Below are 21,072 nucleotides of genomic sequence, written 5' to 3'. Positions count from 1 at the left end.
GCGGATCCAAAATCAGGCAGCCCTTACCCAGACCGCGGTGTCGTGGAACGTAGCGCCATCGTTGGGGGCGGCCGGCGAGTCGCCGATCAGCGCGTTGATGCCGCGGCCGCCCGAGAAGGAGGCGGCCGGCCACAGGCTCTCGACCACGACGATCCCCGGCGGCTGCCCTTCGGCGAGGCGCGCGTGCAGCCGGACCCGCCCGCGGGTATTGCCGATTTCCACCGCGTCCCCGGTGGCGATCCCGAGCCGGGCGCCGTCATGCGGATGGATCAGGCAGGTCGGGCGTCCCTCGCGCCGGATCGATTCCGGGCTGTTGGTGAACGTGGTGTTGAGGAACTGGCGCGCCGGCGGCGCCACCATCCGGAACGGCCGCTCGGCATCCGCCGGCTCCGACACAGCCCAATGGTCCGGCAGGGCCGGCATGCCGGCGGCGCGGGGCCCGAGCGACGCCCAGTCCGGGCTGAACCGGAAGCGCCCGTCCGGATGGCCGAAGCCGGTGAGGAAGTGGCTCTCGGAGAAGCCCGGCTGCGCGTCGATCCAGCGCTCCTGCTCCAGCCTGTCGAAGCCGCCCCAGCCGGAGCGGGCCAGGGTGGTGTCGGCGAGATCCCGGGCGCTCAAGGCGAACCCCGCATGCACGGCTCCGAGCCGGCCGGCCAGGGCGGCGATCAGGTCGTGGTTGGAGCGGCACTCCCCCAACGGTTCCAGCAGCGCCAGCCCCGACTGGATGTGGCTGTGGCCGCCGGCCCCGTAGATGTCGTCGTGCTCCAGGAAAGTGGTGGCCGGCAGCACGAGGTCGGCGAGCGCCGCGGTCTCGGTCATGAACTGCTCGTGCACGGCCACGAACACGTCCGGCCGCAGCAGGCCGGCGCGGACGCGGTTGCTGTCCGGGGCTGAGGCGGCAGGGTTCGCCGACTGGATCAGCATCGCCCGCACCGGCGGGCCGCCCTGCAGGGCCTCCGGATCGTCGGCGAGGATCGCCCCGATCCGGCTCATGTCGAGTTCGCGCACGCCCGGGGCCTTGGCGTCGAGGCCTTCGGTCAAGGTCTTGTCCCAGTTGAAGATCGCGGCGTTCTGCCAGAGGGCGCCGCCGCCTTCGTGCTGCCAGGCACCGGTCACGGTCGGCAGGCAGGTCACCGCGTGGAGGTTGACCGCGCCGTTGTGCGTCCGGGTGAAGCCGAAGCCGCAGCGGATGTAGCTGCGCGGCGTCGCCCCGTAGAGCACCGCGAAGGCCTCGATCTCCGCGACCGAGAGGCCGGTGATCGCCGCCGCCCATGTGGGGGTTCGGGTAGCGAGATGCGCCTCCAGGGCCGCCGTATCCTCGGCATGGGCCGCCAGATAGGTCCGATCCGCATAGCCGTCTCGGAACAGCACGTGGAGCACCGCGCAGGCCAGTGCCCCGTCGGTGCCGGGCCGGGGGGCGAGGTGGAGGTCGGCCGCCGCCGCGGTGCCGGTGCGGTAGGGATCGATCACCACCAGCTTGGCGCCGCGCGTCTTGCGGGCCCGGCTGATGTGGCTCATCGCGTTGACCTGGGTGCTCACCGGGTTGCCACCCCAGACCACGATCAGGTCGGAAAGCGCCATTTCCCGCGGGTCCGGCCCGGCGATGCGGCCGATCCCGGCGCTCCAGCCGGCGGTGGCGATGGCGGTGCAGATCGTTCGCTTGCGGCGGGAATAGCCCATCACGTGGGTCAACCGGTGGATGCCGTCGCGCTGGACGAGGCCCATCGTGCCGCCGGAGTTGTAGGGCCAGACCGCCTCCGGACCGTGGCGCTCGGCGGTTTCCGCGAAGGCGCCGGCCAGGCGATCGAGGGCGGCGTCCCAGGAGATCGGGCGCCACTGGACGCCGCCCTTCGGGCCAACCCGTTCCAGCGGCTGGAGAATCCGGTCCGGATGGTGGACCCGCTCGCCGTAGCGGCTGACCTTCGCGCAGATCACGCCGGCGGTGTAGGGGTTGTCGCCGCCCTTGACCGAGACGACGCGGCCGTCGGCCACCTGCACGTCCAGGCTGCAGGCGGAGGGGCAATCGTGCGGGCAGACGGTCCGGGCCAAGCGACGAACTCCGTGGCGGTGTCTCGCGGTGGGTGCGGGGATGATGCAAGCGCCGTGCATTTTTGCGGCGAAACCCGCGCGGAAACCGCGCGGATTGCGGCGGCAGCCGGGCCCCGGTTCGGTGATCCCGCGAAGAATTCGGAGCCGATCCGTCGAAGAATTGGCCTTCATCCTGCCGGATTGGCGGTATGGTCTCGCGGCCCGGACCCGCTTTAACCGACGATTGCACCTTTGCCCGAAGTGTTCGCTCAAGGCTTGCGCCGCGCCGGCTGGCTCGCCGGCCTGCCCGCGCTCGCGCTGATCTGGGCGAGCGCGACCCTCTACGCCGCCCCGCAGATCGCCGACCGGATCGAGGCGGCGGGCGCGCGCGTCGCGTCGGGCACCGCCACGGCCACCGGCGAGCCCTGGCTGCGGCTGGAGGCGCGGGGGCGGGATCTCGTGGCGGCGGGCGAGGCGCCCGATGTCGGCGAGCGCGAGACCGTGCTGGGCAAGCTCGCCGCGCTGGAGGGGCCCCGGCGGATCGTCTCGGAGGTCGGGCTGGTGGAGACGGCGGCGCCGTTCCTGTGGGCGGCGATCCGCACCGGCACGGCCCGGGTGGCGCTGGAGGGCAGCCGCCCGGCGGAGATCGGCCGGCGGGCCCTGGAGGCGCGGATCACCGGGGCGCTGGCGCCGGGCACCCATCTCGACGACAGCGCCCGGGCGGCGCGGGGCGCGCCCCCCGATTTCGCCAGCGCCGCGGCCTTCCTGGCGGCGCGGCTGTCGGGGCTGGCCAAGGGCGGCCGGGCGGCGTTGAGCGACACGGTGCTCAGCCTGTCCGGCGAGGCCCTGGACGTGCCGGCCTACGAGGCGCTGCGGGCCGCCCTGTCGGACCCGCCCACCGGGTTCAGCGTCGGGCGGATCGAGATCCTGCCGCCGGCGGTGGCGCAGTACCGGTTCGCGGTGCAGAAATCCGCCCGGGGGATTCTGCTCGACGGCTACGCGCCCTCCGCGGCCGACCGGGAGGCGGCCCTGCGCGCCGCCGGCGACGCGGTGCCCGGCGGCATTGTGCAGGACCGGCTGCTCACCGCCCGGGGGCTCGACCCGGCGATCGACCCCAAAGCCCTGATCGCCTTCGCGTTCAAGCTCGCCGAGCTGATCCAATCCGGCACCGTCAGCTTTTCCGATGACGCCGTGTCGGTCACCGGCGACGCCATCGACGCCCAGGCCATCCCCGACGCCGCCGCTCTGATGCGCGAGGGCCGGCCCGCCGGGGTGAAGCCCGGCCCGGTGACGCTGGCGGCCCGGCCGCTCTCGCCCTACCGAGTGGCGATCCGCCGGACCCCGGATTCGGTCACGCTGACCGGCCACCTGCCGGACGACGCGACCCGGGAGCGGGTGCTCGCCGCCCTGCGCCCGCGCCTGTTCCGCGAGCCGGTGGTGGACCGCACGCGGCTCGCCGACGGCGCCCCGCCGGATCTCGGCACGGCGCTCGCCGCAGCCGCCCCCCTGGTGGCGAATCTCGCGGCCGGGGAGGTTTCGGTGTCGGACCGGGCGCTGACGCTCACCGGCGAGAGCCTCTACCGCGAGGCCGCCGCCCGGACGCCGGAGCGGCTGGCCGAGGCGCTGCCTCCCGGCTGGACCGGGCAGGCCACGATCTCCGCGCGCCAGCCCGCCGAGACCCGCGACCCGGCCGCCTGCCGGGCCGAGGCCGCCGCCGCCATCGCCGGGGCGTCCCTGCGCTTCCCGGCCGGCGGCGCGACCCTGACGCCGGCCTTCTACCCCGTCCTCGACGCCCTGGCGGCCCTGGCCAAGGCCTGCCCGACCTTGCGCCTCGCGGTCTCGGCCCCCGCCGACCCGGCCAAGGCGAAGCCGGCGGCCGGGGAGGGCGCCCCGACCGCCGAGGCGGCCCCGACACGGATGGCGAGCACCGCCCGGCCGGAGGCGCCCGCCGCCCCCGGCTCGGCCCCGAAGCCGGCCCCGAAGGCGCATCCGGAGCCCGAGACCCACGCGGCCCCGAAGAAGGCCGAGCCCGCAGCCGCGAAGCGCGCCGGCTCCAAGACGCCCCCCACCCCAAAGACCGAAAACAAGCCCAAGGAGGCCGCCGACGACCCGCCCCTCGACCTGCCGCGGCTGCGCGGGCAGGCCGTGATCGAGTATCTGCTCCAGGCCGGGGTGCGGCCGGACCAGCTCAGCGCCGGGCCGGACGCGCCGGCCGGCCCCGTCATCCTCGCCCTGCTGCCGTGACGCCCGGGCCGCGCGCCCGCGCGGGTTTGCGCCTATGAAGCAAACGGAACCCGTATGAGACCGACACAGACCCCGATCCGCCCTGCGCGTCGCCCCGATGGTCACCCATCGTCGTCCCCGAAGCGCGACGCGCGCTCCTCCCCTGGCGATCCCGGGCCTGCCCGGGATCGCTCGAGCGTGTGGGGAGGCCGTGCAGGCGGGGGTGGTGCAGGAGGCACCGTTTCTCTCGATCCTGCACCACCGCCACCCCTGGCCCCTCCCCACCCGGTGGAGAGGAAAACCCGCGGCGGCGTTCAACGCCCGCACCTCGGGACGCGGGCCTGGAGGGCAGGGCGATATCCCATCGGCGCCGGGGAGGCCGGACGGCCGTGATGCTGCTGCTTGCCGGATTCTGGCCCGGGCTCGCCGGGGCGGCGGCGCTCGGCCTTTTGGTCGGGGCCCTGGCGGGCTGGCCGGCCCGGCCGACCGCGCCGCTGGCCCTGTGCGGGCTGGCGGTGCTGCTGGCGGGGATCGCCCTGGCGGGGATCGTGCCCGGCCTGCCCGGCCTGTGGCTGGAGGGCGCCGGCCTGCTCCTGCCGCCCTATCTCGCGGGCTGCGCCCTCGGCGCCCTGGCGCGCCACCGGGTCGCCCGTCCCTGACGCGTCATCCCCAGATCGGACGGGAACCGGTCCGCCCCCCGGCGGCGTTGCTTCTGCGAGAATGGCCCGAGCGGCCTACAACCAGAAGAGGCGATCCGATGCCGGCCCTGACGCGCTCCGCCCGCCGCTACGCCCTCCGCCTGCCGCGCCCCCGGGCCGGCGCCGCCGCCACCGGCCTGTTCCTGGCCGCCCTGGCGCTCTCCGCCGCCACGGTCCCGCTGGCGGAGCCGACCGCCGGCACCGCGCAGGCCTCGCTGGCCCGCTGAGGATCGGCGGGGGAGGCCGGCGGGTCACAGATCGGGCAGGGCAACACGAGCGGAGGTGAAACGCGGGTCCCCGCTCCCGTGCGGGCTACGATGTTCACACAACGCGTTGAGCGAGGCTCGACGCGCCCCCTCTCCCGTGCGGGAGAGGGGGGCACGTCGCGCCACGCCGCAGACGATGCGGGACCATCGTAGCCCGGAGAGGGGTAGGGGATGCACGCGCGCCATGCGCTCCACCCCGCACCCTTCAATGCCCCCTCCTGCAACCCCTATCCCATACCCGCCGTTGTCAGGCCGGGCGGATCCCGCCCCGGAGGGACGCTTATGGGTTTGCTCGAATCGGCGATCGGCGGCGTGCTCGGTCAGGTGTTCGGCGGCCAGAAGCCGGGATCCGCCGGGATGTCGCCCCTGGTGAAGGCCCTGCTGATGCTGCTGCTCGCCAAGGGCGCCGGCGGCGGTTTCGGGGACATTTTCGGGGGCGGGGGCCGGGGTGAGCCGGGGCCCGAGGCCGACCGGTCCGGCGGCGCCGGCCCCTACGGGCGCGATCCCGGCCAGCACCCGGCCGATGCCGGGGGGCGCGGCGACCCGGGCGACATCGGCGGCTGGGACCAGGCCGGCCAGCGCCGGGAGACCAGCCCCTCCGACCCGTCCCTGCCGCCCGGCGATTTTTCGGACCTGTCCGGCATGCTCGACGGCCCGGGCGAGTCCGGCCCCACCGCGCGCCGCACCGCCCCGGAGCCTCAGGGCGATCCGGGACAGGGGGATCTCGGCGGCCTCGACGGCCTGGTCGACCGCTTCCGCCAGGGGGGGCTCGGCGACGTGATCGAGTCCTGGATCGGCCACGGCAGCAACCGCCCGGTGGCCCCGGCCCAGCTCGCCCAGGCCCTCGGCCCCGATACCCTCGACACCCTCCAGAGCCAGACCGGCATGGACCGCGAGGCGCTGCTGTCGCAGCTCGCCCAGGCGCTGCCGGAGGTGGTGCACGCGCTCACGCCGCAGGGGCGGGTACCGGGGGCGGAGGAGAGAGAAAAATGGTAAGTGTATTTTATGAAGATGTAGGTTGAATTTTTGGGTTCACGGAAGCAAGATAATTTTCTTGGAAGAGCGTAATTTCGATGGCCCCTCCATAGCACCCAAGCTCGGTTGAGATTGCTCGTGATAAAACATTTTCGATTTATAGACTGGAAGAGCTACGCTGACGGGACTTTGTTTGTTGATGCGCTTACGATTTTAATTGGTACTAATTCAAGCGGCAAGTCGAATGCCCTCGATGGAATCGAACTGCTATCAAGATTGGCCAATAGTATTGATGTTTCGACTGCAATTGTCGGCGACCCAATAAATTCGCCCATTCGGGGCGGCGCGGAATGGGCAGCTAGACATCCAAATAACCGCTTCACACTGGAAACTTTGGTGGTTCACGACGAAACCACAGAATATCTTTATAGCATAACCATCCAAATTGACCCAAGGATACAAATCGCAAGCGAAAAACTACTTAGGTACAAATACCGCACCCGTCAAAAATTAAACAAATATACAGTAACTCTATTTTCGACTGACGAAGCTGCAGACGATCATCCATCACTAATAGCTAGGCTGTATAACGAAAAATCAGGAACTAAAAAAGAGGTAAGGCGCAGTCAGAGCATTATCTCTCAATTATTTGGATTAACGCTCAGAAGCGAGATTGACACTGCGGTTAAGTCAGTAGTCACGTCTCTCAGAAACATTTTCATTCTTGACCCATATCCATCAAAGATGAGACAATTCGTTCCTTTATCGGAACGTTTGCAGCCCGATGGTTCGAATATAGCTGGCGTGATTGCTGCTTTGGGATCTAAGAAAAGGGATGAAATTGAAGGACAACTTCAGTTTTATATGACCCAACTACCTGAGAAAGACATTACAAGAATTTGGTCCGAAACTGTAGGTCGCTTTCAGAGCGATGCTATGATTTACTGCGAAGAGTCATGGCGAGATGGTGATATCACAACTGTAGATGCCCGCGGCATGTCCGACGGAACCTTACGCTTTCTTTCAATTCTTACAGCTCTACTGACACGACCGAAGGGTAGCCTTCTAGTTATTGAAGAGATCGATAATGGGCTGCACCCGTCACGGGCGAACCTGCTACTTCGAATGTTGACCGAAGTCGGCTCAGATAGACAAGTAGATGTCATTATAACAACGCATAACCCAGCTTTGCTGGATGCATTAACGCCCGATTTTGTCCCATTTATATCTGTTGCTTTCCGCGAAGAAGGAACCGGATATAGCAAACTACTGCCACTTGATGAAGTGCCTAGAATCGCGAAATTACTCGCCATTGGGCCCGTTGGAACGATAAGCACTTCAAGGAAAATTGAGGAGGCAGTGTCAAACGCATGAACACTGTCGCCGTCTTAGATACGTCGTTCTTGTGCTGCTATCTTTGTGTAGTTGGAAAAGAAACGTGCGGGGAGGGGAATCTATATTTTGACCCAGATCGCGCTAAGACAAAACTCGACGCACTTAGAGATGCGAATGTAACTTTTGTCCTTCCGCTCGCATCGATTATTGAAACTGGCAACCATATCGCGAATAGTCCCAGCTATAGATTCGAACGGGCAACTGATTTGGTCAACCTCTTAAGCTATGCTGCACAAGGCTCATCTCCATGGGCAAGTTTTGAAGATCAAAGACAGTTGTGGGCTGGAGAAAGTCTTGATTATATAGTAAAAAACTGGCCTGCCGCAGCGGCCCGCAAATCGAGCATGGGAGATCATACCATTCGACTTGTCGCGGATTATTACTCGAGAGCGGGCCTGAAAGTTCAAATATTAACCGGGGACCGGGACTTATCTAGCTATGTGCCTGAAAAACCCAAGAGAGTTCCTCGCAGACAAACCTAAAATTATTAACCAACCCGCCGCATCACCAAACTCGCATTCGTCCCACCAAACCCAAACGAGTTCGACAGCACCACGTCCACCAGCTTGCGCTTCGCCTCGAACGGCACGAGGTCGATCTTGGTCTGGACGGAGGGGTTGTCGAGGTTGAGCGTCGGCGGGATCACGCCGTCGCGCAGGACCAGGATCGAAAAGATCGCCTCGACCGAGCCGGCGGCGCCGAGCAGGTGGCCGACCGAGCTCTTGGTGGAGGACATGGTCGCGTTGGCGGCGGCATCCCCCAAAAGACGCTCCACGGCCTTCAGCTCCAGCTCGTCGCCCATGGGCGTCGAGGTGCCGTGGGCGTTGATGTAGCCGATCTCGGCCGGGGAGATGCCGGCGCGCTTCACCGCGGCGCTCATGCACCGGAAGGCGCCGTCGCCGTCCGGGGACGGGGAGGTGATGTGGTAGGCGTCGCCCGAGAGGCCGTAGCCGACCACCTCGGCGTAGATCCGGGCGCCGCGGGCCTTGGCGTGCTCGTATTCCTCGAGCACGACGATGCCGGCGCCCTCGCCCATGAGGAAGCCGTCGCGGTCGCGGTCGTAGGGGCGGGAGGCCTTCTCCGGGGTGTCGTTGAAGCCGGTGGTCAGCGCCCGGCAGGCCGAGAAGCCGGCGATCGACAGGCGGTTGACCGGCGATTCGGCCCCGCCCGCCACCATCACGTCGGCGTCGCCCAGCGCCACCAGCCGGCTCGCGTCGCCGATGGCGTGGGCGCCGGTGGAGCAGGCCGTGACCACGGCGTTGTTCGGGCCTTTCAGGCCGTGGGCGATCGAGACCTGGCCGGAGGCGAGGTTGATGATCCGGCCCGGGATGAAGAACGGCGAGATCCGGCGCGGGCCCTTCTCGTGGAGGGTGACCGAGGCGTCGTAGATGCCGCCGATGCCGCCGATGCCGGAGCCGATCAGCACGCCGGTGGCGCACTGGTCCTCGTGGCTCTTGGGGTGCCAGCCGGCGTCGTTCAGGGCCTCGTCGGCCGCCGCCATCGCGTAGACGATGAACGGATCGACCTTGCGCTGCTCCTTGGGCTCCATCACCGCGTCGGGGTTGAAGGTGCCGTCGGTGCCGTCGCCGAACGGGACCTGCGCGGCGACCCGGCAGGGCAGGTCGGCGGATTCGAAGCCGCGGATCGGGCCGGCGCCGCTGTCGCCCGCGATCAGGCGGCTCCAGGTGTGCTGCACCCCGCTGCCGAGCGGCGTGACCATCCCCAGACCCGTGACCACCACCCGCCGCATGCTACCTGTCCCGTCTCAAGAACCGTCTTGGGAAGCGCTCCCCCGCCGCCATCGACGCCGGCTCGAGGCCGGAGCGCATCTCGTACAACCGATCGCGGCCGGATCCGTGCCACCGGCCTCGCGAAACGCAGAACGGCGCGGGGGCTGCTAGGCCTCACCCGCGCCGCGTGAAACCGAATCCGGCGCCTCAGGCGGCCGAGTTCTTCTCCAGGAACTTCACCGCGTCGCCGACCGTCTGGATGGTCTCAGCGGCGTCGTCCGGGATCTCGACGTTGAATTCTTCCTCGAAGGCCATGACCAGCTCGACGGTGTCGAGGCTGTCGGCACCGAGGTCGTCGATGAAGTTGGCGCTCTCGACCACCTTCTCGGGCTCGACGCCCAGGTGCTCGACGACGATCTTCTTCACGCGCTCAGCGATATCGCTCATCGGTCTTCCGTCCTCGTCCTTTTGGTCTGTCAGTCTTCTCGGGGTGGTGCCGTGGCCGCGCCGTGCCCTTGCGGGCTTGTTGACGGGCCGGTGTTCGATCGCGCGTGTTTCGAGGTGAACCGGGACGGCCCCGCCGGGGGGCCTTGGACTGAAAACCCGCTGAACCGTCAACCCCCTGTACGGCTGCGGGGCGTGGTAGCACAGGGTTCCCGCCCTGGCGAGAGCCGTTCAGATTCCCTTCATCGGTGCGCCGCGCGCGTGCCGGAACCCTCTGTCGGGGCCTAGAACATCGCCATGCCGCCGTTCACGTGCAGGGTGTGGCCGGTGACGTAGGCGGCCTCCGCGGACGACAGGTAGATGCAGGCGGCGGCGACCTCCGCGCCCTCGCCCAGCCGCCCGGCCGGCACCCGGGCCAGGATGCCCTCGCGCTGCTTGTCGTTGAGCGCGTCGGTCATCGGCGAGCTGATGAAGCCCGGCGCGATGCAGTTGACCGTGATCCCGCGCGAGGCGACCTCGGCGGCCAGCGCCTTGGTCATCCCGACCAGCCCGGCCTTGGCGGCGGCGTAGTTGCCCTGGCCGGGATTGCCGGTCGCGCCGACCACCGAGCCGATATTGACGATCCGCCCGGAGCGGCGGCGCATCATGCCCTTCACGGCTGCGCGCGACAGCCGGAAGGCGGCGGTGAGGTTGACGGCGAGCACCTGCTCCCACTCGTCGTCCTTCATCCGCATGAACAGGTTGTCCCGGGTGATCCCGGCATTGTTGACCAGGATGTCCAGCGGCCCGATCGCCGCCTCGGCCGCCGGCACCAGGCCCTCCACCGACTCCTTGTCGGCGAGGTCGGCCGCCACCGGGCTCGCGCGCTCGCCGAGTTCCGCCGCCAGGGCCTCCAGCGCCGCCGGCCTCGTGCCCGAGAGCGCCACGGTGGCGCCCTGGGCGTGCAGCGCCCGGGCGATCGCCTGGCCGAGGCCGCCGGTGGCGCCGGTCACGAGGGCTTTGCGGCCGGTGAGATCGAACATGCGGGAGTCCCTTTATATCAGAGCGTGAAGGCCGCCACGTCCGCGGGGGTGCCGATCGCCGCGGCACGCGCCTGGGGCGCGATGCGCTTGACCAGGCCGGTGAGCACCTTGCCGGCGCCGAGCTCGTAGAACCGGTCGACCCCCGCCTGCGCCATGGCGGCGACGCTCTCGCGCCAGCGCACGGTGCCGGTGACCTGCTCGACCAGGGCCGCCCGGATCGCCGCCGGCTCCGCCACCGGAGCCGCCGCGACGTTGGCGTAGAGCGTCACCCGGGGCGCCTTCAGGTCGACCGCGGCGAGCGCCGCCGCCATCGCGTCTGCGGCGGGGGACATCAGCCGGCAGTGGAACGGCGCGGAGACGTTGAGCATCACGGCGCGCTTGACCCCGCGCTCCGTGGCGATGCCGACGGCGCGCTCCACCGCCGCCCGCTCGCCGGAGAGCACCACCTGGCCGCCGCCGTTGTCGTTGGCGACGTCGCAGACCGCGCCGTCGGATTCCAGCGCCGCCGCCTCGGCGATCCCGCGGGCCGCCTCGACATCGGTGCCGATCAGGGCCGCCATCGCGCCGACGCCCGGGGCCACCGCCGCCTGCATGGCCTCGCCGCGCAGGCGCAGCAGCCGGGCCGCGTCCGCGATCGACAGGCTGCCGGCGGCCGCGAGCGCCGCGTACTCGCCGAGCGAATGCCCGGCCACGCAGGCGACGTCCCGGGCGAGGTCGAGGCCGCGCTCGGCCTCCAGCACGCGCAAGGCCGCGAGGCTCGCCGCCATCAGGGCCGGCTGGGCGTTGGCGGTGAGGGTCAGTTCCTCCACCGGCCCCTCGAACATCAGCCGCGACAGCGCCTGGGACAGGGCGTCGTCGACCTCGTCGAGCACCGCCTTCGCCTGCGGGAAGTCGTCCGCGAGCGCCTTGGCCATGCCGACCGCCTGGCTGCCCTGGCCGGGAAAGATGAGTGCGCGCATGGCTCGTCTGATCGCTCTCGCCGTGCGGCGCGCGAACGCCGCCCCTGCCGGCTGAAACACGTGGAATAAGCGGCGCGCACTCGCACCCGAGGCAGTCCGTGTCAACAATGCGTCGCACAATCTGCGCCCGCGCCGCGCGGTCGCCGCCCCAACCCGCGCCCGCCAGACGCGCGCCCGGCGCAAGCCGCTGTGCTTGTTGCACAACGGCATTCCGTGTAGGGTGGCCCCACACCCGACATCACCCGTCGCTTAAGCTGAGGAGCCGCCCCGCATGGCGCGCGTCACCGTCGAAGACTGCATCGAGAAGGTCGAGAACCGGTTCGAGCTGGTGCTGCTGGCCAGCCACCGGGCGCGCCTGCTGGCCGCCGGCGCCCCGCTCACCATCGATCGCGACCGCGACAAGAACCCGGTCGTGGCCCTGCGCGAGATCGGCGACGCGACGATCACGGCCGACGACCTCAAGGAACAGCTGATCCACTCGATGCAGAAATACGTCGAGGTCGACGAGCCGGAGGCCGAGACGGTGCCGCTGCTGTCGAGCTCGCCGGCCGCGGCCGCCGTGGCCCCGCAATCCTCCAGCGACGATGCGGCGGTCCAGTTCGACCGCATGAGCGAGGAGGACCTGCTGCGCGGCCTCGAGAACCTGGCCCCGCCTGTCGAGACCGACGACGAGGGCGAATGAGCCGACGCGCGAGCCGCACCACGTGGGTCCGGATGATCACGACCTGACCACGACCGGACCCGGCGGAGACGCCGGGTTCTTGCGTTCGGAGGGCGATACGGTCGCAACCGGCGCTTTTCCCCCGCCGGGGGCTGGCGCGGGCACGCCCGTTGCGGGAGAGTCGGGCGTGACCCCGACACCGCGCGCCCCCCAGGAACCGACGACGTCCCGGCGGATGATGCGCCAGTACGAGCTCGTGGAGCGGGTCAAGCGCTACAATCCGGCCGCCGACGAGGCGCTGCTCAACCGCGCCTACGTGTACGCCATGCAGGCGCACGGCACGCAGAAGCGGGCGTCCGGCGATCCGTTCTTCGCGCATCCCCTCGAAGTCGCCGCGATCCTCACCGACCTCCACCTCGACGACGCCACCATCGTGGCCGCGGTCCTGCACGACACCGTGGAGGATACCGAGGCGACGCTGGAGGAGATCCGCCGCCTGTTCGGGGCGGAGATCGGCGCGCTGGTCGACGGCCTGACCAAGCTCAAGCGGCTCGACCTCGTCTCCAAGCAGGCGGCCCAGGGCGAGAATTTCCGCAAGCTGCTGCTCGCGGTCGCCGCGGACGTGCGCGTGCTGCTGGTCAAGCTCGCCGACCGCCTGCACAACATGCGCACCCTCCAGCACATGCGCAAGGACAAGCGCCACCGCATCGCCCAGGAGACCCTGGACATCTACGCGCCGCTGGCCGGCCGGATGGGCATGCAGGAGCTGCGCGAGGAGCTGGAGGACCTGGCCTTCCGCAACATCGAGCCGGAGGTCTACGCCACCATCGACCAGCGCCTGGCCCGCCTCACCGCCAAGTCCGAGCGGGTGGTCGAGACCATCGCGCAGGTGCTGACCGAAAAGCTCTCCGCCCAGGGCATCACCGCCGAGGTCAGCGGCCGGCAGAAGCGGCCGTTCTCGATCTGGTCGAAGATGGAGCGCAAGTCGGTCGCCTTCGAGCAGCTCTCCGACATCTTCGGCTTCCGGGTGATCGTGGACACGGTCCAGGATTGCTACGCGGCGCTCGGCATCGTCCACACCAGCTGGCCGATGGTCCCGGGCCGGTACAAGGACTACATCTCGACCCCGAAGCAGAACGATTACCGCTCGATCCACACCACGGTGATCGGGCCGAAGAGCCAGCGCGTCGAGCTGCAGATCCGCAGCCGCGCCATGGACGACATCGCCGAATACGGCATCGCCGCGCACGCCCATTACAAGGATGTCGGCAAGGAACCCGGGAAGGATCTCGGCAAGGACGCGGCCAAGGATCCGGGCCGCGGCGAGGGCAGCGTGCACCCGAAGCTCGCGGCCGAGAGCGGCGCCTATCAGTGGCTGCGCCGGACCATCGAGCTGCTCGCCGAGGGCGACAGCCCGGAAGAATTCCTGGAGCACACCAAGCTGGAGCTGTTCCAGGACCAGGTGTTCTGCTTCACCCCGAAGGGCCGGCTGATCGCCCTGCCGCGGGGCGCGACGCCGATCGACTTCGCCTACGCGGTGCATACCGATGTCGGCAATTCGGCGGTCGGCGCCAAGATCAACGGCCGGATGGCGCCGCTGCTGCACGAGCTGGTCAACGGCGACGAGGTCGAGATCAGCCGCTCGGACGGCGCCTCGCCGCCGGCCGCCTGGGAATCCCTGGTGGTGACCGGCAAGGCCCGGGCGGCGATCCGCCGGGCGACCCGGACCGCCGTGCGCCGGCAATATGCCGGGCTGGGCCGCCAGATCCTGGACCGCGCCTTCGAGCGTGCCGCCAAGACCTTCTCGGAGGACAAGCTGCGCGGCGCCCTGCCGCGGCTGGCCCGGGCCAGCACCGAGGACGTGTTCGCGGCGGTCGGGCGGGGCGAGATGTTCTCCGGCGACGTCGTCCGGGCGGTCTATCCCGATCACCGCGACGAGCGCCGCCCGTCCACGCCGCAGGGCGCGCTGAACGGCGCCGGCCGCCTGGTGCGCTCGGCCGACCAGACCATGCGGCTGACCTTCCCGGCCACCGAGGGTGGCAAATCCGAGGGCCGCAGCGACGCGATCCCGATCCGGGGCCTCACCGGAGACCTGCCGGTGACCTTCGCGCCCAACGGCGGCGCGGTTCCGGGCGACCGGATCGTCGGCATCCTGACCCCGGGGGTCGGCGTCACCGTCTACCCGATCCAGTCGGCGGCCCTTGCGGCCTTCGACAACGAGCCCGAGCGCTGGCTCGACGTCCGCTGGGACACGGAGGCCTCCGGCACCGAGCGCTTCCCGGCCCGGCTGGCGCTGAAGTCGATCAACGAGCCCGGCGTGTTCGCCCAGATCGCCCAGGTGATCGCCGACCATGACGGCAATATCGACAACATCTCGATGAAGCGCCGCACCCAGGATTTCACCGACATCACCATCGACCTGTCGGTCTGGGACCTCCAGCACCTCACGGCGATCATCGCGGAGCTGCGCGGCAAGCGCCCGGTCAACAGCGTCGAGCGCGTGAACGGCTGAGAACAACCGGGATTTGATCGGGCCGGGAACCTCAGGTTTTACCGATCAACTTCGGCCTATTATCCCAGCCCTGTGCCGAGATACCTTGGGATACGATTTTTTCATCGACGCTGTGCAGAAATGGCGGTATCGAGAGTTTCATCCCTTCCGGTTGACTTGACAGGGGTCCGCTTCGCCTGAATGGTCGAAACGCCCGGGCGACGGTCGTCCGGAAGGGGACCGAGCTTTTTCGTCCCGGATTTCAGTCCGTCGCGGCATTCGATCGCGACGATGCGGCCTCGGGTTTTCCGCCCCGAACCTCAAACAGCCGTTTCAGCACACGATTTCCGGCCACCCGTATTCTTCAGGATTCGACCCATCCATGGCAGCACTCCAGCGCAGCGCGCTCTTCATCGACGGCGCCAACCTCTACGCGACCACCAAGGCCCTCGGTTTCGATATTGACTACAAAAAATTGCTCAAGGAATTCCAGGCCCGCGACAACCTCCTGCGGGCGTTCTACTACACCGCGATGATCGAGGACCAGGAATATTCCTCGATCCGGCCGCTGATCGACTGGCTCGACTACAACGGCTACCGCGTCGTGACCAAGCCCGTGAAGGAGTTCACGGACTCGATGGGCCGGCGCAAGTACAAGGGCAACATGGATATCGAGCTGGCGATCGACGCCCTCGAGCTCAGCCCGCATATCGACCACATGGTGCTGTTCTCCGGCGACGGCGATTTCCGCTCGCTGGTCGAGGCGATGCAGCGGCGCGGCGTCAAGGTCACGGTGATCTCCACCATCCAGACCCAGCCGGCGATGATCTCGGACGAGCTGCGCCGCCAGGCCGACGAGTTCGTGGATCTCGCGAGCCTCTCGAACCGCATCGGCCGCGAGCCGAGCGAGCGTCCGGTCCGGGCGCCCGGCGAGACCGCCAGCCGCTACCGCGGCGAGGCCCGCCCCAGCCCGGCCCTCGAGAACCGCTACGGGATCCGCCAGCCGGAATCCGAAGAGGGCTGAGCTTCAGGCGCCGCCGCCGTCGAGCCAGTCGATCACCTGCTGCGCGCCGCGATCGGCCGGGAAGACCGGGTAGAACACCCGGGCGACCACGCCGTCGTCGATCACCAGGGTGAGGCGGGCCAGCAGCACCTGCCCGCCCGCCTCGAACACCGGCAGGCGCGCGGCCATCGCGAAGGCCCGGTGCGGATCGGCCAGCAGCGGGAAGGTGAGGCGCAGCCGCTCGGCCGCCTCCCGCTGATAGGCGCTGGTCTGCGTCGAGAGTCCGAAGACCTGGGCGACGCCGCGCTCTTTCAGGGCGGCGAGGTGATCGCGGAAATCGCAGGCCTGCGGGGTGCAGCCCCGGGCGCCCGGAATCGCGTCCCAATCCGGGGTCAGGGCCGGCTTCCCCGGCTCGCCGGTGCGCGGATAGGCATAGGCCACGGTGCGGCCGGAGAGCTTCGCGAGCGAGACCGTCCGGCCATCCGTGGCGGTGAGCGCCACGTCGGGCAGCCGCATCCCGCGCAGGTGATCGGCGGCGCCGTCATCCACCGGGGCGGGCAGGTCGGCGGGGAGGGTGTCGGTGCTGGGCTGCATGGCGGGGCTCCTCGGATGGGGTGAGCCTAGATCGCCGCGGTCCAAAGGTGAATCGCCAGTTTCAGGCTTCGCGCTCACCGTCATCACGAGCGAAGCGACGTGACCCAGGGCGGCGCTACATCGAAAAACGTGGCGTCACGCTGGGTTGCTTCGCTGCGCTCGCAATGACGGAACGGCCGTGAACCGATCTACCCCCGGTCCCGCAGCAGCCGCGCCCGGTCGCGCTGCCAGTCGCGCTCCTTGGCGGCCTCGCGCTTGTCGTGGGCCTGCTTGCCCTTGCCCAGGCCGAGCTCGATCTTCGCCCGGCCCTTGTCGTTGAAGTAGATCTTCAGCGGCACCACCGTGTAGCCCTGGCGCTGGGTCGCGCCGATCAGCTTGTTGATCTGGCGGCGGTGCAGCAGCAGCCGGCGCGGGCGCTTGGGCTCGTGGTTGAACCGGTTCGCCTCCAGGTATTCCGGGATGTAGCAGTTGAACAGCATCAGGTCGCGGCCGGACGGGCCGGCATAGGCCTCGCCGATCGTCGCCTTGCCGATGCGCAGGGATTTGACCTCGGTGCCGGTCAGCGAGAGGCCGGCCTCGAAGGTGTCCTCGATCGTGTAGTGGAAGCGCGCGGCACGGTTGTCGGCGACGATGCGCCGACTGGGCTCCGGTTTCGGGGCCATGGTTTTGGAACTCTCCTCAGCCTTCGAGCAGACCGGCGTGGCGCAGGGCCGCGTCGACGATCGCCCGGGTCGCGTTCGAGACCGGCACCAGCGGCAGGCGTAGGTCCTCGGTCATGTGGCCGAGCTTGGCCAGCGCGTACTTGGCCGGGCCCGGATTGGCCTCGGCGAACAGCCCGCTCTGGAGCGGGAACAGCCGGTCCTGCAGCGTGAGCGCCTTGGCGTAATCGCCCGCGAGGGACGCTTCCTGCAGGTCGGCGCAGAGGCGCGGCGCCACGTTGGCCACCACCGAGATGCAGCCGAGGCCGCCCTGGGCGTTGAAGCCGAGCGCCGTCGCATCTTCGCCTGAAAGCTGGAGGAAGTTCGCCCCCATGGCCTGACGCTGCTGGCTGACGCGGTCGATCTTGGCGGTCGCGTCCTTCACGCCGGCGATGTTCTTCAATTCGTACAGACGGGCCATCGTCTCGACGCTCATGTCGACGACGGAGCGCGGCGGGATGTTGTAGATGATGATCGGGATGCCGACCGCGTCGTTGACGGCCTTGAAGTGGGCGTAGAGGCCCTCCTGCGTCGGCTTGTTGTAGTAGGGCGTGACCACCAGCACGGCGTCGGCGCCGGCGCGCTCGGCGTGGCGCGCCCGCGCCACCGCCTCGGCGGTGGAGTTGGAGCCCGCGCCCGCGACCACGGGCACCCGGCCGCCGGCCTCGTCGATGCAGGCCTCGACCACCCGGTCGTGCTCGGCATGGGTCAGGGTCGGGCTCTCGCCGGTGGTGCCGGTCGGCACCAGGCCGTGGCTGCCCTGCGCGATCTGCCAGCGCACGAATGCCCGGAACGCGGCCTCGTCGAAGGCGCCGTCGCGGAACGGCGTCACAAGCGCGGTGAGCGAGCCCCGCAGGCGGCTCCCGGTCATCTCGGTCATCTTAGGCGTCCCGAAGAATATCAGCTGGGGTCTCGGCGGATGGGCTGGTCCCGGCGTTCCCGGCGCCGCGTGTCCCACGCGCAGTCCGGCCGCGGACGGGCAGACATAGGCGGTCGCGCCACGGTGCGCAAACAGATCGTGGCGACGGTTTACGGGTTCTTAATGCCCCCGCGCCGATCTTCATTTCTTTCCGCTCCGGTCGTGAGGAGGAGGGAAACGTGATCCGAGCCCGGTCGATCCGACGTGACGTGATCCGCGCGCTGGCCTCGACGCGCACGCCCCTGGCGACGGCGGCCCTGGTCACGACGCTTGTCACGAGCCTGGGGGTCGCGCTGGCCGGCCAGGCCGGCACCGACGCGCCCGCCTCCCAGCCGACCCCGCCTTCGAGCGACGCCGCCCTGTCGCCGGCCCAGACCCGGAGCACGGAAGCCGAGCTTGTCGCCGATCCGGTCGCCGCCGACGCCCTCAAGCTGGATCCGACCCAGGCTGCCAAAGGGACCGCCAAGGGCTCCGACCGGGGCGAGGAGGCCGCCGGCAAGATCCCGGCGGCGGCCACCGCCTACGCCTCGGCCGATCCCGACGCCCCCGTGGCGTTCCCGCTGCCCGACGCGGCGGTCACGCCGGCCGCGCCGGTGCCCGAGGTCCCGGACCCGGGCAAGCCAAAAATCTCGGGCGACACCGATCCGACGCTGCTGCGCGGCGCCATCGACCTCTACCGCAAGGGACGGGTCGCCGACGGCGACCGGATGCGCGACGGCTTCAACGATCCCGCCGCCCGGGCGCTGCTCGAATGGGTGGCGATCCGCGCCGGCGCCGGCATCGGCTTCGCCAGCACCGTCGCCTTCACCCGGGCCAACCCGACCTGGCCGGCCGGGCCGCTGCTGCGCCGCCGGGCCGAGGAGGCGCTGCTGTCCGAGCGCAAGCCGCCCGCCACGGTGCGGGCGTTTTTCGCCACCGCCAAGCCGGTGAGCGCGCCGGGCAAGTTCGCCCTGGCGCTGGCGCTGCGGGCCGACGGCTACGACGGCGACGCCGCCGAGATCGTGCGCGACCTGTGGCGGACCGAGAGTTTCGGCAAGAGCCTGGAGGCCAAGGTCCAGGACGCCTTCCCGGGGGTGCTTACCCGGATCGACCACCGCTACCGGATGGAGCGGGCGCTCCTCAAGGACGATTGGGAGAGCGCCGGCCGGGCGGCGGGCTACGCGGGCGGCGCCTATGCCAGCCTCGTGCGCGCCCGCCGGGCCGTGGAGGACAAGGCCGGCGGCCCGGCCGCCCTCGCGGCGGTGCCGCCGTCCCTGCGGGGCGACGCCTCCTACATCTTCTCCCGGGCGCAGTATTTCCGCCGGGCCGACAAGCCCGAGGAGGCCGCCGCAATGCTCGCCGCGGCGCCGAGCAACCCGGACGTGCTGGTCGACGGCGACGAGTGGTGGGTCGAGCGCCGGATCGTGGCGCGCAAGCTCCTCGACCTCGGCGACGCCCGGACCGCCTTCGCGGTGGCGAGTGGCCACGCCGCGCGCACCCCAGAGAAGCGCCTGGAGGCCGAGTTCCACGCCGGCTGGATCGCCCTGCGGTTTGCCGGCGACCCGGCGAGCGCCGCGGAGCATTTCGCCCGGATGGCGACCATCGCGGAGAGCCCGGTTTCCCTCGCCCGCGCCGCCTATTGGCAGGGGAGGGCCGCCGAGTCCCTCGGCCAGCACGACGTGGCCAAGAACTTCTACGAGCGGGCCGCCCTGCAGCCGATCGCCTATTATGGTCAGGTCGCCCGGGCCCGGCTCGGCCAGACCAGCCTGCCGCTCCGCGCGCCGGCCGACCTCGACGGCGTCGAGCGGCAGGCCTTCGAGGACAGGCTCTACATCCGGGCCCTGCGCATGCTCGGCGAGGCCGGGCTCAAGGACCTGGCGCTGCCGCTCTACATCGACGCCGCCCGGGACCTCACCGACCCGCGGGAGATCCAGGCACTCGGCGACCTCGCCACCGAGATGAAGGACGCCCGCGCCCTGGTGGCGATCGGCAAGCTCGCGGTGCAGCGCGGCCTGCCGCTGGACGCCCATGCCTATCCGACCATCGGGATCCCGACCTACGAGACGTTCTCGGCGGTCCCGCAGGTGGAGCGGGCCATGGTCTACGCCATCGCCCGGCAGGAGAGCCAGTTCGACCCCCGGGCCCAGTCCGGGGTCGGGGCGCGGGGCCTGATGCAGATGATGCCGGCCACCGCCCAGCGCACCGCCCGCCGGGTCGCCACGGCCTTCGACGTCGACCGCCTGACCAGCGATCCCGCCTACTGCGCCAAGCTCGGCCAGGCCCATCTCGGCGAGCTGATGGAGGATTGGCGCGGCTCCTACGTGCTCGCCTTCGCCTCCTACAATGCCGGCGGCGGCAACGTGAAGAAGTGGATCGACGCCTACGGCGACCCGCGCAAGGGCGACATCGACGTGATCGACTGGGTCGAGCGCATCCCGTTCACCGAGACCCGCAACTACGTGCAGCGGGTGATGGAGAACCTGCAGGTCTACCGCTCCCGCCTCGACAACCGCAGCGCCCTGCTGATCGACGGGGACCTGCACCGCGGGGCGCGGTAGCGGACCGGTCTTTTGGGATGGCGGCGGGCGCATCGCGGCGGGTGCCGGGGCACTCAGGTCGCCCGTCCTCGGCAGAGGGGGACGGCGGATGCACCGAGGTTCGGCTGCCGGACTCCCTCCGGAACCGCGCCCGCGTCGCGGTTGCGATCGTCAACCCCAGCCCGCCCGCATCACCGCGGCTCCTCCTCCAGAATGACACGGAGGCAGGTCAGAGCGCGTTCCCGACCCTCGCTGGTCCTGATGCAGGACCAGAGCCGCAGGCATTCCTGAAAGTCGGCGTTGCCGTCCGGTGCCGGATCGCCGTCATAGAAATGTTCGACCGAGATGCCGAGAATGTCGGCAAGAGTTTGAAGGGTCTGGGCTCCCGGCTTGACCGAGCCGTTCATGAAGGACGATCCCTTTACCGGTTAATAGTATAAATGTACCATT

Annotated in this window: 19 protein-coding genes; 10 read left to right on the top strand and 9 right to left on the bottom strand. The window is 69.6% G+C overall.

Annotated features, from left to right (window positions below; genetic code table 11):
• Window positions 1-12: 12 nt before the first annotated feature.
• The gene (locus tag MKL11_RS04750) at window positions 13-2,049 is read right to left on the bottom strand and encodes a molybdopterin-dependent oxidoreductase (protein WP_243940749.1); all 2,037 of its coding nucleotides are present in this window, start codon (window positions 2,047-2,049) and stop codon (window positions 13-15) included.
• A 240-nt stretch (window positions 2,050-2,289) separates the two neighbouring features.
• On the opposite strand from MKL11_RS04750, the gene MKL11_RS04745 reads away from it, so the two are divergent.
• From MKL11_RS04745 to MKL11_RS04720, 6 genes are all read left to right on the top strand, one after another.
• Entirely contained in the window at window positions 2,290-4,272 is a 1,983-nt protein-coding gene (locus MKL11_RS04745; protein ID WP_243940800.1) for a hypothetical protein, read from the top strand.
• 371 nt (window positions 4,273-4,643) lie between these two features.
• Window positions 4,644-4,910, top strand: a complete 267-nt coding sequence (locus MKL11_RS04740) for a hypothetical protein (RefSeq protein ID WP_279600263.1) — start codon at window positions 4,644-4,646, stop codon at window positions 4,908-4,910.
• Between the two features lie 98 nt (window positions 4,911-5,008).
• Entirely contained in the window at window positions 5,009-5,176 is a 168-nt protein-coding gene (locus tag MKL11_RS04735) for a hypothetical protein (RefSeq protein WP_243940745.1), read from the top strand.
• 321 nt (window positions 5,177-5,497) lie between these two features.
• A complete protein-coding gene (locus tag MKL11_RS04730) occupies window positions 5,498-6,211 on the top strand; it encodes a YidB family protein (RefSeq protein ID WP_243940743.1) in 714 nt (237 codons plus the stop codon).
• Window positions 6,212-6,328: 117 nt separating this feature from the next.
• Entirely contained in the window at window positions 6,329-7,564 is a 1,236-nt protein-coding gene (locus MKL11_RS04725; protein ID WP_243940741.1) for an AAA family ATPase, read from the top strand.
• The gene (locus MKL11_RS04720; RefSeq protein WP_243940739.1) at window positions 7,561-8,067 is read left to right on the top strand and encodes a hypothetical protein; all 507 of its coding nucleotides are present in this window, start codon (window positions 7,561-7,563) and stop codon (window positions 8,065-8,067) included. The genes MKL11_RS04725 and MKL11_RS04720 overlap by 4 nt, the downstream gene beginning before the upstream one ends.
• A gap of 5 nt (window positions 8,068-8,072) precedes the next feature.
• On the opposite strand, the gene fabF is transcribed toward MKL11_RS04720, so the two are convergent.
• The 4 genes from fabF to fabD form a co-directional block, all read right to left on the bottom strand.
• A complete protein-coding gene (fabF, locus tag MKL11_RS04715) occupies window positions 8,073-9,335 on the bottom strand; it encodes a beta-ketoacyl-ACP synthase II (RefSeq protein WP_243940737.1) in 1,263 nt (420 codons plus the stop codon).
• A 187-nt stretch (window positions 9,336-9,522) separates the two neighbouring features.
• Entirely contained in the window at window positions 9,523-9,762 is a 240-nt protein-coding gene (locus tag MKL11_RS04710) for an acyl carrier protein (RefSeq protein ID WP_007559070.1), read from the bottom strand.
• 281 nt (window positions 9,763-10,043) lie between these two features.
• On the bottom strand, window positions 10,044-10,781 hold the full coding sequence (fabG, locus tag MKL11_RS04705) for a 3-oxoacyl-[acyl-carrier-protein] reductase (protein WP_243940735.1): 738 nt from the start codon (window positions 10,779-10,781) through the stop codon (window positions 10,044-10,046).
• Window positions 10,782-10,798: 17 nt separating this feature from the next.
• On the bottom strand, window positions 10,799-11,740 hold the full coding sequence (gene fabD / locus MKL11_RS04700) for an ACP S-malonyltransferase (protein ID WP_243940733.1): 942 nt from the start codon (window positions 11,738-11,740) through the stop codon (window positions 10,799-10,801).
• A 271-nt stretch (window positions 11,741-12,011) separates the two neighbouring features.
• On the opposite strand from fabD, the gene rpoZ reads away from it, so the two are divergent.
• The 3 genes from rpoZ to MKL11_RS04685 all read left to right on the top strand — a co-directional run bounded on the left by rpoZ (window position 12,012) and on the right by MKL11_RS04685 (window position 15,916).
• Window positions 12,012-12,422, top strand: coding sequence for a DNA-directed RNA polymerase subunit omega (gene rpoZ, locus MKL11_RS04695; protein ID WP_243940731.1), 411 nt, complete (start codon window positions 12,012-12,014; stop codon window positions 12,420-12,422).
• 214 nt (window positions 12,423-12,636) lie between these two features.
• Complete coding sequence (locus MKL11_RS04690; protein WP_243940798.1) at window positions 12,637-14,913, top strand: RelA/SpoT family protein; 2,277 nt, start codon at window positions 12,637-12,639, stop codon at window positions 14,911-14,913.
• Window positions 14,914-15,274: 361 nt separating this feature from the next.
• Window positions 15,275-15,916 (top strand): NYN domain-containing protein, encoded by a 642-nt coding sequence (locus MKL11_RS04685; protein WP_243940728.1) that lies wholly within the window; start codon window positions 15,275-15,277, stop codon window positions 15,914-15,916.
• 3 nt (window positions 15,917-15,919) lie between these two features.
• On the opposite strand, the gene MKL11_RS04680 is transcribed toward MKL11_RS04685, so the two are convergent.
• The 3 genes from MKL11_RS04680 to dapA form a co-directional block, all read right to left on the bottom strand.
• Window positions 15,920-16,489: a peroxiredoxin gene (locus MKL11_RS04680; protein ID WP_243940726.1), complete on the bottom strand. Its 570-nt coding sequence runs from the start codon at window positions 16,487-16,489 to the stop codon at window positions 15,920-15,922.
• A gap of 188 nt (window positions 16,490-16,677) precedes the next feature.
• Entirely contained in the window at window positions 16,678-17,151 is a 474-nt protein-coding gene (gene smpB / locus MKL11_RS04675) for an SsrA-binding protein SmpB (RefSeq protein ID WP_058194244.1), read from the bottom strand.
• Window positions 17,152-17,167: 16 nt separating this feature from the next.
• On the bottom strand, window positions 17,168-18,067 hold the full coding sequence (gene dapA, locus MKL11_RS04670) for a 4-hydroxy-tetrahydrodipicolinate synthase (RefSeq protein ID WP_243940724.1): 900 nt from the start codon (window positions 18,065-18,067) through the stop codon (window positions 17,168-17,170).
• Between the two features lie 248 nt (window positions 18,068-18,315).
• On the opposite strand from dapA, the gene MKL11_RS04665 reads away from it, so the two are divergent.
• Window positions 18,316-20,643, top strand: coding sequence for a transglycosylase SLT domain-containing protein (locus MKL11_RS04665; RefSeq protein ID WP_409565810.1), 2,328 nt, complete (start codon window positions 18,316-18,318; stop codon window positions 20,641-20,643).
• 170 nt (window positions 20,644-20,813) lie between these two features.
• Here MKL11_RS04665 and MKL11_RS04660 read toward each other — a convergent pair whose 3' ends face one another.
• The gene (locus MKL11_RS04660; RefSeq protein WP_243940723.1) at window positions 20,814-21,029 is read right to left on the bottom strand and encodes a hypothetical protein; all 216 of its coding nucleotides are present in this window, start codon (window positions 21,027-21,029) and stop codon (window positions 20,814-20,816) included.
• Window positions 21,030-21,072: the final 43 nt, after the last annotated feature.

This window comes from Methylobacterium sp. J-077, assembly GCF_022829365.1.
Classification (GTDB): domain Bacteria; phylum Pseudomonadota; class Alphaproteobacteria; order Rhizobiales; family Beijerinckiaceae; genus Methylobacterium.
This window is presented reverse-complemented; position numbering and strand designations above follow the sequence as displayed.